The sequence below is a fragment of the Ruegeria sp. D4 genome (assembly GCF_056534475.1).
The window spans coordinates 158,592-170,402 of the sequence record NZ_JBQFPJ010000007.1 but is presented as its reverse complement, the minus strand read 5'-3'; the positions used below and the strand labels follow the sequence as shown (position 1 = coordinate 170,402).

13 protein-coding genes are annotated in these 11,811 nt (G+C 60.9%); 5 read left to right on the top strand and 8 right to left on the bottom strand.

The window, feature by feature from the left end:
• Nucleotides 1–11: 11 nt before the first annotated feature.
• Nucleotides 12–1,223, top strand: coding sequence for an aminotransferase class I/II-fold pyridoxal phosphate-dependent enzyme (locus tag ACR0MI_RS12435; protein ID WP_170619574.1), 1,212 nt, complete (start codon nucleotides 12–14; stop codon nucleotides 1,221–1,223).
• A 90-nt stretch (nucleotides 1,224–1,313) separates the two neighbouring features.
• Here the strand turns inward: ACR0MI_RS12435 and ACR0MI_RS12430 are convergent, their stop codons facing one another.
• The 5 genes from ACR0MI_RS12430 to ACR0MI_RS12410 form a co-directional block, all read right to left on the bottom strand.
• Nucleotides 1,314–2,357: a molybdopterin-synthase adenylyltransferase MoeB gene (locus ACR0MI_RS12430; protein ID WP_170615719.1), complete on the bottom strand. Its 1,044-nt coding sequence runs from the start codon at nucleotides 2,355–2,357 to the stop codon at nucleotides 1,314–1,316.
• The gene (gene dut, locus ACR0MI_RS12425; protein ID WP_170615717.1) at nucleotides 2,357–2,812 is read right to left on the bottom strand and encodes a dUTP diphosphatase; all 456 of its coding nucleotides are present in this window, start codon (nucleotides 2,810–2,812) and stop codon (nucleotides 2,357–2,359) included. Before dut ends, ACR0MI_RS12430 begins: the two co-directional genes overlap by 1 nt.
• Before the next feature lie 37 nt (nucleotides 2,813–2,849).
• Complete coding sequence (coaBC, locus tag ACR0MI_RS12420) at nucleotides 2,850–4,046, bottom strand: bifunctional phosphopantothenoylcysteine decarboxylase/phosphopantothenate--cysteine ligase CoaBC (protein ID WP_480441720.1); 1,197 nt, start codon at nucleotides 4,044–4,046, stop codon at nucleotides 2,850–2,852.
• A 63-nt stretch (nucleotides 4,047–4,109) separates the two neighbouring features.
• Nucleotides 4,110–4,934 (bottom strand): ChaN family lipoprotein, encoded by an 825-nt coding sequence (locus ACR0MI_RS12415; protein WP_170615713.1) that lies wholly within the window; start codon nucleotides 4,932–4,934, stop codon nucleotides 4,110–4,112.
• Nucleotides 4,931–5,809 carry an RNA polymerase factor sigma-32 gene (locus tag ACR0MI_RS12410; protein WP_170615711.1) on the bottom strand — a complete coding sequence of 293 codons (879 nt, stop codon included), beginning with the start codon at nucleotides 5,807–5,809 and terminating at the stop codon, nucleotides 4,931–4,933. The genes ACR0MI_RS12415 and ACR0MI_RS12410 overlap by 4 nt, the downstream gene beginning before the upstream one ends.
• 98 nt (nucleotides 5,810–5,907) lie before the next feature.
• Here ACR0MI_RS12410 and cobU point away from each other — a divergent pair, with 98 nt between their 5' ends.
• From cobU to ACR0MI_RS12390, 4 genes are all read left to right on the top strand, one after another.
• The gene (gene cobU, locus ACR0MI_RS12405) at nucleotides 5,908–6,429 is read left to right on the top strand and encodes a bifunctional adenosylcobinamide kinase/adenosylcobinamide-phosphate guanylyltransferase (RefSeq protein ID WP_170615708.1); all 522 of its coding nucleotides are present in this window, start codon (nucleotides 5,908–5,910) and stop codon (nucleotides 6,427–6,429) included.
• On the top strand, nucleotides 6,426–7,004 hold the full coding sequence (locus tag ACR0MI_RS12400; protein ID WP_170615706.1) for a histidine phosphatase family protein: 579 nt from the start codon (nucleotides 6,426–6,428) through the stop codon (nucleotides 7,002–7,004). Before cobU ends, ACR0MI_RS12400 begins: the two co-directional genes overlap by 4 nt.
• 58 nt (nucleotides 7,005–7,062) lie before the next feature.
• Nucleotides 7,063–7,935 carry a glutathione S-transferase gene (locus ACR0MI_RS12395; RefSeq protein WP_170619576.1) on the top strand — a complete coding sequence of 291 codons (873 nt, stop codon included), beginning with the start codon at nucleotides 7,063–7,065 and terminating at the stop codon, nucleotides 7,933–7,935.
• A gap of 70 nt (nucleotides 7,936–8,005) precedes the next feature.
• The gene (locus tag ACR0MI_RS12390) at nucleotides 8,006–9,520 is read left to right on the top strand and encodes a YifB family Mg chelatase-like AAA ATPase (RefSeq protein WP_170615702.1); all 1,515 of its coding nucleotides are present in this window, start codon (nucleotides 8,006–8,008) and stop codon (nucleotides 9,518–9,520) included.
• Here the strand turns inward: ACR0MI_RS12390 and gshB are convergent.
• The 3 genes from gshB to rsmI all read right to left on the bottom strand — a co-directional run bounded on the left by gshB (nucleotide 9,517) and on the right by rsmI (nucleotide 11,741).
• Entirely contained in the window at nucleotides 9,517–10,449 is a 933-nt protein-coding gene (gene gshB / locus ACR0MI_RS12385; protein ID WP_170615700.1) for a glutathione synthase, read from the bottom strand. The genes ACR0MI_RS12390 and gshB overlap by 4 nt on opposite strands.
• A gap of 61 nt (nucleotides 10,450–10,510) precedes the next feature.
• Nucleotides 10,511–10,882: a YraN family protein gene (locus ACR0MI_RS12380; RefSeq protein ID WP_170615698.1), complete on the bottom strand. Its 372-nt coding sequence runs from the start codon at nucleotides 10,880–10,882 to the stop codon at nucleotides 10,511–10,513.
• Between the two features lies 1 nt (nucleotide 10,883).
• Nucleotides 10,884–11,741 (bottom strand): 16S rRNA (cytidine(1402)-2'-O)-methyltransferase, encoded by an 858-nt coding sequence (gene rsmI, locus ACR0MI_RS12375; protein ID WP_170817152.1) that lies wholly within the window; start codon nucleotides 11,739–11,741, stop codon nucleotides 10,884–10,886.
• Between the last annotated feature and the right edge of the window lie 70 nt (nucleotides 11,742–11,811).

Genomic DNA, 11,811 nt, shown 5'->3' with positions numbered 1-11,811 from the left:
GGAGACAGGATATGACCAAGCCGAACCGTCCCGCCGGGATCATGACCAGGGCCATCCACGCAGGCGATGCGCCGGATGCCTCGACCAACGCGTCTGCTCCGCCGATCCACATGAGCTCGACCTATGTGACCGAGGATCTGGCGGGTTTTTCGGCCCATGACCTGACGCCGGACAGCCCGTTTGTCTATTCGCGCTGGGCGAACCCGACGGTCGCGGGTCTGGAGGCCAAGATTGCCGCGTTACAGGGGACTGAAGCCTGTCTGGCAAGCGCGTCCGGGATGGCTTCTGCGTCAGCGATCTTTTTCACCTTTCTGTCCGCCGGAGATCATCTGATCGTGTCGGATGTTTCTTATGCAGGGGTCGCGGAACTGGCACGCGAGACTTTGCCGCGTATGGGGATCGAAGTCTCGGCGGTCAACATGTCCGATCCGGCCTCGGTGGCGGCCGCAATTCGCCCCAACACCCGCCTGATCCACACGGAAACGCCGGTGAACCCGATCGGTCGCCTGACCGATCTGGCCGCCGTCTCGAAACTGGCGCGTGACGCCGGGGCGTTGCTCAGCTGTGATGCGACCTTTGCATCGCCTTTGGGCATGGACACGGTGGGTCTTGGCGTTGATCTGACGATGCATTCGATTACCAAATATATCGGCGGCCATGGTGATGCGATTGGCGGCGCCGTTGCCGGGTCCGCCGAGCTGATCGCGAAAATGCGGATCGAGGCAGGTATTCATCATGGAGGCGTTTTGTCCCCCTTCAACGCCTGGCTGATCGCGCGCGGGGCTTCGACCCTGCCGTTGCGGATGAAAGCGCACGAGGCGGGTGCAATGGCCGTGGCGCACTGGCTGGAAGACGACCCACGTGTCACGAAAGTCATCTATCCGGGTCTTGCCTCGCATCCGCAGGCGGATCTGGCGGCACGGCAGATGTCGAACAAATCCGGCATGATTTCGTTTCAGGTAGGTAGCGCCGCGGATGGCGAGCGTATCGCGCAGCAGATGATCGAGCGGCTTGAGGTGATTCACTACGCGGTGTCGCTGGGGCATCATCGCAGCCTGATTTTCTGGATGGGAACCGATGGCCTGATGGAAACGTCCTTCCGGCTGAGTGGTGCGCAGCTTGAGGACTACCGCGCCTATGCCAGCGACGGTATTTTCCGCCTGTCTGTCGGGCTTGAAGACGCCGAAGACCTGATCGCCGATCTGGATCGCGCATTGGGTTAGCGCTACGCTCCCGCCCCCGCGGGACACATCAAAGACTTGCCCTGGCGGGGTTGGGCCGGGCCGCGCGCCGCTGGCGCGCGGCGGATTGGGTTAAACCCCGGCGCTTGCGCAGATCGGGCAATCGTCGCGTTTGGACAGGGTGATCTTGCGGCTTTCGCCGTAAAGCGCGTCATAGATCAGCATTTCGCCGCGCAAGGCCTGCCCCGCGCCGGTGATGACCTTGATGGCTTCCACCGCCATCATGGATCCGACCACACCGGGTAGGGGGCCAACGACACCCGCTTCGGCACAGGAAGGAGCCAGCCCGGGGGCCGGGGCTTCGGGGAAAATGCATTGATAGCAGGGGCCATCCGCAGCCGGATCAAAGACGCTCAGTTGCCCCTCCCATTGCGACAGCGCGCCCGAGATCAGAGGCTTGCCAAGCGCCACTGCCGTTCGGTTGGCCAGATAACGAGTGTCGAAATTGTCGGTACCGTCCAGGATCAGGTCAAAATCGCGGAATAGCTCTTCGGCGATCTCATCTGTCAGGCGGCGATGATAGGGCAGAACCACCACATTCGGGTTCTGCGCCTCCATTGCCTGTTGGGCGGAAAACACTTTGGGCATGCCGATATCCGCGTCCCGATGGATCACCTGCCGCTGCAGGTTGGCGTTTTCGACCTCATCATCGTCGATCACGCCGATTGTGCCGACACCTGCCGCTGCCAGATATTGCAGGGCCGGGGCGCCAAGCCCGCCGGCACCAATGACCAGAACCCGCGCCTTTTTCAGCCGTTTCTGCCCGGGTCCGCCCAGTTCGCGCAGAACGATGTGTCGGGCGTAGCGGTCAAGTTCGGTTTCGCTGAATTGATCAGATGGCATAGCAGGCTCCTTGGCAGGCACTGCGCGAGCGCGCAGCATCCTCAACAACCTGCCATAAATCAGAGCAAGACCGGCCGCGCCACCCAGGATCAGCCAGACGGCCGCCGATCCGCCGGTCGCCTGCCTTAGCGGGTTTCCATCCGGCAGCACCAGTTGGGCAATGATGACCCCGGCCAACAATACGGCAACGGATACATTCCGCGCCCCGCGTGAAACTCCGGCAAAATACCCGATGCCCCAAAGCCCGGCGGCAAGCCCCAGAACCAGTATCATCAGCCGCGCCCGGTCGAACCGAAGCCACTTGCCCCGCGTTCGGTGTCGGACAGGGCAACCGCGGCCTCGAACACGGCCTGCACAACCGGGGCCACCACAAGTTGCGCAATGCGTTCGCCATGCGTGATCTCGAACACATCCTGCCCAGCATTCAGAACGATCACACCCAACGGGCCGCGATAGTCGCTGTCGATGGTGCCGGGCGTGTTTGGCAAGGTAATTCCGTGTTTCAGCGCAAGCCCGGAACGGGGGCGCACCTGCACCTCATACCCGTTGGGAATTTCGATCCGCAGCCCGGTCGGCACCAGTGCCCGCTGACCCGGTTCAAGCCGGATCGGCGCGCCACCCGGCAGATTGGCCCGCACGTCCGCGCCCGCCGCGCCCGATGTTTCATACGAGGGCAGGGGAACCGAAGGGTCCGCTCCATCTTCACGGATTACACGAATTGCTACCATTGCTGCACCTCTTGCCGTGCCACGCGGGGCCGGTATCTTATTCTGTCAAAGCGTCGGCGATTTTGGCGGCCAGTTTCCGGGCCACTTCATCCTTGCCCATGCGAGGCCAACTTTCGGCCCCATCTTGCGAGATGAGGGTCACGGCGTTTTCCGAACCGCCCATGATGCCCGTCGCGGGGCTGACATCGTTCGCGACGATCCAGTCGCATCCTTTGCGCGTGCGTTTGGCCGTCGCATTTTCGACTACGTCATTGGTTTCGGCGGCAAAGCCGACAACCAGTCTGGGCCGCCCTTCCGTCATGTGCGACACACGTTTCAGGATGTCAGGGTTTTCGGCAAACTCCAGCGCGGGCAGGCCGTCGCGGCTTTTCTTCAGCTTCCGATCGGACGCGCTGGCAACCCGCCAGTCAGCCACGGCTGCGGCAAACACGCCGGCATCGATAGGCAGGGCTGCATCGACCGCCTCGGACATCTGGCGCGCGGTTTCCACTGGGATGACCTGCACGCCATCGGGCGGAGGTACATCTGCTGGGCCGGTTACAAAGATCACGTCGGCCCCCAGGGATGCCAGCGCGCGGGCCACGGCCGTGCCTTGCGCGCCAGACGACCGGTTGGCGATATAGCGCACCGGGTCGATGGGTTCGTGGGTCGGTCCCGACGTCACCAGAATACGCTTTCCGGACAGGGGGCCATTGCCCAATGCGGCCTCGATCGCGGCCACGATCTCCAGAGGTTCCGACATGCGGCCCGGTCCGAACTCGCCGCAAGCCATATCGCCTTCGTTCGGACCGACGAACCGGACGCCATCGGCCTGCAATTGCCTTAGGTTTCGTTGCGTCGCGGGATGATCCCACATACGCACATTCATTGCGGGTGCGCACAGCACGGGCGTATCCGTTGCCATCAACAGGGTCGAGGCCAGATCATTAGCGAGCCCAGCAGCCATCTTGCCCATCAGATCCGCCGTTGCCGGAGCCACTACGATCAGGTCAGCAGAACGGGACAGCTGGATATGGCCCATCTCGGCCTCATCCGTCAGATCGAACAGATCTCGGTAGAGTTTTTCTCCGGCCAGAGCGGACACGGACAAGGGCGTCACGAATTCTTCTGCCGCGCCCGTCAGGACCGGCGTCACCGCCGCACCGTGTTCTTTCAGCCGCCGGATCAGGTCCAGCGACTTGTAGGCCGCAATCCCGCCGCCAATGATCAGCAATATGCGTTTGGATGCCAGCATCATCTGCCCTTCCCGTCCCGGTCGGTCCCGACATTAGGCAACGCAAGCAGGTTGTTCCAGTTGTTAATTCTGCACACCAAAGGCTTCGCACGGATCTTCCCGCTCGGCAGCGGGGCTGTCGATTACGGTGTCAAACGTGCCATCGATAACGCCATCTTCGGACTGGCCCAGAACATAAAGCTTCAGACCGGGGCTCAGGCGCGACAGGAAGGTCGGGATACCGCGGTCTTTGCGAGCGTGGCCGTTGCCAGTGATAACCGCGACCGGCCCGCCGGTTTCATCCTTTGCGCGCAGGATCGCGCGGGTCAGGACCGCATCCCGCAACCTTTGAATCGCAACCATCTGGGGCAACATCTCGGTCGGAACCGCGTTGCAATGCGCAGCAAGCTGATCGGCCTCGCGCGCGGCCTGATCATCGGCTGACAGGGGTACCGTCAGGCCAAAGCGCGCGGCATCGGCGCCAAACGTCGTGGCGGCACCTCGTTCCATGGCAGTTCGGGCGGCCTTTCGTGGAACCATCGCCCCGTAAACCGGCGCATCCGTTGCCTCGAAGACGGGGTAATACATGCTGAGCGGTGGCCAGCCTGACTCGGCCCATTGCAGAATACGTGACAATTCCTCGGGGTCGGAGGCTGCCGTCTGAGCCAGACGTTTGGCACCTTCTTCCGTCACCATTTCCCAAACAACGGCAGAAGGCGAAACCGCCTCAAGCGCCTGGGTCTGAACCAGGTGATGGCGCGGGTTGTCGTGAATTTCACCCAGTATGACCACATCCGCCGCCTGCATGGCGGCCGTCACATCATCGGGGATCAGGCTGTCGGCCTGCGCGGGTCGCGCCAACCCGGAGGTAAGGGTCAGGGCCCAAACAAGAATCGCAAACTGTTTCATGCGATGAAGTGTTGCACCTCGCGCGATTGGCCTTCAAGGTTCTTGCGCATTTTCACAAAGGCGGCGGCTTCAAGCTGACGTACACGTTCCTTAGACAATCCCAGTTCCTGCCCGAGGCTTTCCAATGTCCGGGAAGGTTCACGCAGTTTGCGCTCGCGCACGATGAAACGCTCGCGCTCATTCAGCGATTGCATCGCTTTCAGCAACCATTCACGCAGCTGTTCGGTGTCGTGACGGCTTTCCACGGTTTCAGCGGCCTGTTCGCGATCGTCTTCAAGCGCGTCGATCCATTCGCGCCCGTCTTCATCGGCCGACTGCACCGCATTGAGCGAGAAATCTGAACCGGACAGACGCCCCTCCATCATTTCGACGTCGCGCAGCGGGACACCGATTTCGGCCGCGATCATCTGGTGAAGCTGATGGCGATCCAGTTCCATACCCTCGGTCGCTGCTTCACGTTCCAACCGGGCCTGAACCCGCCGCATGTTGAAAAACAGAGATTTCTGCGAAGAGGTCGATCCGGTCCGCACCATCGACCAGTTTCGCATCACGTAATCCTGTACGCTGGCCTTGATCCACCAAACCGCATAGGTCGAAAAGCGCACGCCGCGGTCCGGGTCAAACTTGTCGGCGGCTTTCATCAGGCCCAACCCGGCCTCCTGAATCAGATCATTCATCGGCGCGCCATAGCGCTTGAACTTGGCGGCCATTGAAATCGCCAAACGCATATAGGCGGTGATCAGGCGATGCAGCGCCTGCTCATCTCGTTCATCCCGCCATGCATAAGCCAGCCGAAGTTCGGTTTCAGCGTCCAGCAGCTCGGCTTTCATTGCCTGCCGGGACATCGAAAAATCTTTTGCGTTATCCAGTGCCATGCAAATCTCCCCTTCACAGGCGCGGGCCGGGCTTGCCATGCCGACCTAGTGTCGATACGCACAGAAAGACCAGATGGATCATTTGAAAGGTAGGGATCGTGAGCTCCGATTTAACCTTTGTACTGGGCGGGGCGGCCTCGGGGAAATCTGCCTTTGCGGAACAACTGGTTGTTTCAACTGCAAAAAGCCGGGTTTATCTTGCAACTTCACAAGTGCTTGATGGCGAGATGCACGCCAAGGTTCAGCGCCATCTGGATCAGCGCGGGGAAGGCTGGACCACGATTGAGGCGCCCATGGATCTGGCCCCGGTTCTGGCCGAACTGGCAGCGGATCAGATCTGTCTGATCGATTGCGCCACCATGTGGCTGACCAACCATTTGCTTGCAGAATCCGATCTGCAATCTGCGCAGGAGGATTTGCTGAACGCACTGCGCGATTGCCCGGCCCGGCTGGTTGTCGTGTCCAACGAAGTCGGTCATGGCATCGTGCCCGAAAACGCGCTGGCCCGCCGGTTCCGCGAGGCGCAGGGGCGTCTGAACATTGCGCTGGCCGCGCAGGCCAAGCTGGTCGTGCAGGTGACAGCCGGATTGCCGCTGGTCCTCAAGGGGCAATTGCCATGACACGTTTGTTTCTTGTCAGACACGGGCCCACACATGCCAAAACCATGGTCGGCTGGTCGGATCTGCCTGCTGATCTGAGCGATCAGGCCGCAATTGACCGGTTGCACGAGCACCTGCCATCAGATGCTCTGATCGTGTCATCCGACTTGTCCCGTGCGGCGGATACGGCAACGGCCATTCAGGGCACGCGGAGACGGTTGCCGCATCACCGTGATTTGCGGGAAATCAACTTTGGCCGCTGGGAGATGCGCGCCTTTGCCGAGATCGAGGCGGAAGATCCCGAACTTGCATTTGCCTATTGGGACAATCCCGGCGACATACGCCCGCCCGGTGGCGAAAGCTGGAACGACGTGCGCCTGAGGGTGGACCGGGCCATTGATCGGCTGATCGCAGCGCACACAGGCGCGGATCTGGTCATTGTCGCCCATTTCGGCGTTATCCTGACACAGGTGCAACGCGCGCTTGATCTGGATGCGCAACAGGCATTTTCACACCGGATCGACAATCTGTCGGTGACGCGGATTTCGCGGGACGGCAGCACATGGTCGGTTGGGTCTATTAATCACATTCCGTGATAAGAGTGCCCACAATTCTCTGATTTACTGATGCAAAGCCCTGCGGCATCGTTGCCGCATGACTTATGACCTGTATATCGGGGACCGCCTGTTTTCCAGCTGGTCCATGCGTGGATGGCTGATGCTGGAAAAGTTCGGCCTGCCTTATCGAAGCCATTTGATCGGTCTGTATTCCGGCACAATGGACGAAGACATGAAATCTCTGGCTCCGGCACGGCTTGTGCCGGCCTTGCGTTTGCCGGACGGAACTGTGGTTGGTGAAAGCCTGGCCATGGCCGAGACGCTGGTTGAACGGCACCCCGAGGCAGGCTTGTGGCCCAACGAACCGGCGGCCCGCGCAACCGCGCGCTGGCTTTGCACAGAAATGGTGTCGGGTTTTTCGGCGTTACGCAGCCAATGCCCGATGCAACTGCTTCACTGCTGGGTGGGTTTTGACCCTTCGCCCGAAACCCTGTCAGACCTGAAGCGCATCGAAACATTGTGGGATCACGCCCGTTCGGTGTCCGGTGCGGCTTCGGGTCCGTTGTTCGGCGCGTATTCTCTGGCAGATGTATTCTATACACCAGTTGCGGCCCGCATCATTGGCTATGGGCTGCCGGTGTCCTCGGCGAGCCGCGACTATTGCCTGGAGTTGCTCTCGGACCCTTGCGTAAGGCAATGGCGGGCCATGGGCTTGACCGTGCAATACGATCCTTTTCCTTACGCGCAGGACCTTTCTTCAATCCCGTGGCCCATCGGCGGGGTTTCACAGGCCAGGCCAGTTGCAAGCGGCCCCTCCGCCAATGAAAACTGTCCCTATTCCGGTAAAGTAGCCACCCACTTCCTGGAGCTTGACGGCGCAAGTTGGGGGTTCTGCAACGCGTTTTGTCGGGACAAGACGGTCGCCGACCCCGAAGCATGGCCGAAATTCAAGGCGATGGTCGGGAAATGAACACCGCCGTTAACCATTCCTAAACCGCACCCATGGCAGCAACGTCCTGTTAACCAACAACAGGAAGACAATGGTTGCCCGCGCCCACACTGTCGCATTTCAAGGGGTTGATGCCCGTCCGGTCGAAGTTCAGTGCGCCGTTTCACCGGGGTTGCCAGCCTTTTCGATCGTAGGCCTGCCGGACAAAGCCGTGTCCGAAGCGCGCGATCGTGTGCGCAGCGCCCTCAGTTCCATGGCCATCGCCCTGCCGTCCAAACGGATCACCATCAACCTGTCGCCCGCCGATTTACCGAAAGAGGGCAGCCATTTCGACCTGCCCATTGCCGTGGCCCTGCTGTCGGCGCTGGAGATCATTCCTGCCGATGCCGCGGAAGGAACAGTTGCGCTGGGCGAGCTGTCCCTGGATGGATCGCTGGTCCCCGTCGTCGGCGCCTTGCCCGCGGCCATGACCGCCGCTGCCGAGGATCGTTCCCTGTTGTGCCCCAAAGCCTCAAGCGCGGAAGCGGCCTGGGTTGATGCCACGCAAGTGATCGGCGCCGAATCTCTGGGCGATGTGGTCCGGCATTTCTCGGGTCAGTCGCCATTGCCGGTCGCGCAGCCCGGCGAAGTGACACTTGCGCCCATTACGCGAGACCTGCGCGATGTGAAGGGGCAGGAACGCGCCAAACGGGCGCTGGAAATTGCTGCGGCGGGGCGACACCACCTGATCATGATCGGCACACCGGGATCGGGCAAATCAATGCTGGCCGCCCGGTTGCCCGGTATCCTGCCACCGCTGACAGCGGTCGAAGCACTGGAAACCTCGATGATCCAGTCCCTGTGCGGCTTGCTGGACGAAGGCGGCATCAACCGCAGCCGCCCCTTTCGCGAACCGCACCACACCGCTTCGATGGCGGCCATCGTCGGCGGCGGAAAGGGTGCCAAACCCGGTGAGATTTCCCTGGCCCATAACGGGGTGCTGTTCATGGATGAGTTCCCCGAGTTTCCGCGCACCGTGCTGGAAACTTTGCGCCAGCCAATCGAAACCGGCGAGGTCATGGTCGCCCGCGCGAATGCGCATGTGAAATACCCTTGCCGGTTCATGCTAGTAGCGGCCGCAAACCCATGCAAATGCGGCTATCTGAGCGATCCTGCGCGTGCCTGTTCGCGGGTTCCGATGTGTGGCGAGGACTACCTGGGGCGCATTTCTGGTCCTTTGATGGATCGTTTTGACCTGCGAATCGAAGTTCCTCCGGTCGGGTTTACCGATCTGGATCTGCCGCCGTCAGGTGACTGTTCGGCTGTGGTTGCAGCGCGCGTGGAACGGGCGCGTGGCATTCAGGCAGCGCGATTTCAGGGAAACCCGTCGGTGCGTCAAAACGCTGATATCGAGGGGGCGCTGCTGGAGGAAGTTGCCGCGCCGGACGCCGAAGGCAGGGAGTTGCTGTTGAAGGCGGCCGAACGGTTTGGACTGTCAGCCCGCGCGTTCCACCGTATCCTGCGCGTTGCGCGCACGATTGCGGATCTCGACGGCGCGCCTGACATCCGCAAACCCCATGTGGCCGAAGCGCTGAGCTTTCGCATCAGCGCCCGGACGATGGCCTAGAGCTTTGCCTCAATTGCGTCCCAGATTTTGCCTGCGACGTTGACCCCGTCGAACCGTTCCAGTTCCTGAATACCGGTGGGCGAGGTGACGTTGATCTCAGTCAGGTAGTCGCCGATCACGTCGATGCCGACAAACACCTGGCCTTTTTCCTTCAGCAGCGGACCGATCTTGGCGCAGATTTCAAGATCCCGGTCGGACAAGCCGATCTTTTCTGGCCGGCCGCCAACATGCATGTTGGACCGTGTCTCGCCCTTTGCTGGAACGCGGTTGATGGCACCAACCGGTTGCCCGTCCACCAGAATCACGCGTTTGTCGCCGTTTTGGACATCGGGCAGGAATTTCTGCACGATCAGAGGTTCACGCGAAAAGCCCGTGAAAAGTTCATGCAGCGAGGTCAGGTTGCGGTCATTGGTATCCAGGCGGAACACACCGGCGCCGCCGTTGCCGTAGAGCGGCTTCAGGATGATGTCGCCATGTTTTTCCTTGAAGGTTTTGATTGTCTCCAGATCCCGCGCAATTGTGGTTGGCGGGGTCAGGTCAGGAAAATCCAGAACCAGCAGTTTTTCCGGGTAGTTGCGCACCCAGAAGGGATCATTCACCACAAGGGCGTGCCCGTTCAGGCGGTCCAACAGGTGCGTGGAGGTGATGTAGTGCATGTCGAACGGTGGGTCCTGACGCAGCCAGATCACGTCGAAATCGGCCAGATCCACTTCGCGTTCTGGCCCCAGAACCGCGGGATCGCCGGGAACGCGCTGTACCGTCATGTCCCGGCCAAGCGCTGTAATGCGACCTTCCTGATAAGCAAGCTGATCGGGTCCGTAGAAAAACAACTGATGTCCGCGGGCCTGTGCCTCTTCCGCCAGCCTGAACGAACTGTCTGCATTGATGTCCACGGTCCCGATTGGGTCCATCTGAAAGGCGATTTTCATGGCGTATCCCTCGTTTTCTCGCCTGATACATGGCGCAGAGGGGCAGGGGGTTCAATGGCGATCAAACCTGACCGAAGGCGTTTTCGATGATTTGAACCGCTCCGCTCGCGTCGACCAGAGCCGCGTCAAATCGGACATTCGTCAGCTGCCCATTGGGTTCATGCTCCAGAAACTGGGCTGCGGAGGTGTAGATTCGGCTGATCTGGCGGGGGCTGATCCGCGCTGCGGCCTTTTCAAAACTGCTGCTTTTCTTGACTTCTATGAAGACGATACCGTCCGCATCGCGTGCAATCAGGTCGATCTCACCACCGGCCCCGCGCCAACGACGGTGAGTGATTGTGAAACCACGCCGTTCATAATCAGCCGCGACGCACAGTTCCGCAGACTGACCCGCGTGGTAGGAAACTGACCCCCTGACCGAACGACTGGCCATTTCACTCCTTCCCGAGTTTCAGAGCCTTCTGATAGAGGGGGCGGCGCGGCAGTTTGAACATCTGCGAGACAAGATCAGCCGCGTCCCGAACCGAATGGGTTTCCAAGGCTCTTTTCAGAGCCTCTTCTACGTCAGAGTCCTTAATGTTTTGCGAATGGCCGCGATCAACCAACAAGACAACTTCGCCCTTTACGGTTTCGCCGCGATAGGCTTCGGCCAGATCCCCAAGCGTGCCGCGCCGGACCTCTTCAAATTTCTTGGTCAGTTCGCGGCACAGCGCGGCCTGACGGTCGGGTCCAAGACCCTCGGCGAGATCGGACAGGCTGGCGGCGACGCGCTTTGGTGATTCGTAGAACACCAGCGTACCGGGTATGTCGCGCAGCGCCTCAATCCGGCTGCGGCGCGCGCCCGAGGCATTGGGAAGAAAGCCTGCAAAAAAGAACGCATCCGTGGGCAAACCGGCAAGCGTCAAGGCCATCAGGGCAGCAGAAGGTCCGGGGGCACAGGTCACGGAATGCCCGGCCTCGACCGCCTGCCGGCCAAGGTCGTAGCCGGGATCGGCAATCAGCGGCATCCCGGCCTCGGATGCGTAGGCCACTGACATTCCCTGCGCCAGCGCGTCCAGGATTTTCTGGCGCGCGCCTGCGCCGCTGTGGTCGTGGTAGGCCTGAATGCGCCGCCCTTCCAAGGGAATTCCATGAATCTCCATCAGGCGCCGCAGGCTGCGGGTGTCTTCGGCGGCGATCATGTCAGCCGAGGCCAGTACATCCAGCGCCCTGAGCGTGATGTCGCGCGCCGTTCCGATCGGAGTGGCAACAAAATACAATCCCGCGCCTAATCTGACCTTCTGGAAATTCAAAGCTGGACCCTCACTGCATGACGTTTATTATCGCGGCTCAATAGAATAGCAGCGTTCCAAGCCGCCGGAT

Excerpts from the sequence above, each read along its gene's own strand:
- ACR0MI_RS12410 (WP_170615711.1), bottom strand. The coding sequence starts at position 5,809 with ATGGCACTGGATAACGCAAAAGATTTTTCGATGTCCCGGCAGGCAATG.
- ACR0MI_RS12430 (WP_170615719.1), bottom strand. The coding sequence starts at position 2,357 with ATGATACTGGTTCTGGGGCTTGCCGCCGGGCTTTGGGGCATCGGGTAT.
- gshB (WP_170615700.1), bottom strand. The coding sequence starts at position 10,449 with ATGAAAATCGCCTTTCAGATGGACCCAATCGGGACCGTGGACATCAAT.
- ACR0MI_RS12415 (WP_170615713.1), bottom strand. The coding sequence starts at position 4,934 with ATGAAACAGTTTGCGATTCTTGTTTGGGCCCTGACCCTTACCTCCGGG.
- coaBC (WP_480441720.1), bottom strand. The coding sequence starts at position 4,046 with ATGCTGGCATCCAAACGCATATTGCTGATCATTGGCGGCGGGATTGCG.
- dut (WP_170615717.1), bottom strand. The coding sequence starts at position 2,812 with ATGGTAGCAATTCGTGTAATCCGTGAAGATGGAGCGGACCCTTCGGTT.
- ACR0MI_RS12390 (WP_170615702.1), top strand. The coding sequence starts at position 8,006 with ATGGTTGCCCGCGCCCACACTGTCGCATTTCAAGGGGTTGATGCCCGT.
- ACR0MI_RS12435 (WP_170619574.1), top strand. The coding sequence starts at position 12 with ATGACCAAGCCGAACCGTCCCGCCGGGATCATGACCAGGGCCATCCAC.
- ACR0MI_RS12380 (WP_170615698.1), bottom strand. The coding sequence starts at position 10,882 with ATGGCCAGTCGTTCGGTCAGGGGGTCAGTTTCCTACCACGCGGGTCAG.
- ACR0MI_RS12395 (WP_170619576.1), top strand. The coding sequence starts at position 7,063 with ATGACTTATGACCTGTATATCGGGGACCGCCTGTTTTCCAGCTGGTCC.
- ACR0MI_RS12400 (WP_170615706.1), top strand. The coding sequence starts at position 6,426 with ATGACACGTTTGTTTCTTGTCAGACACGGGCCCACACATGCCAAAACC.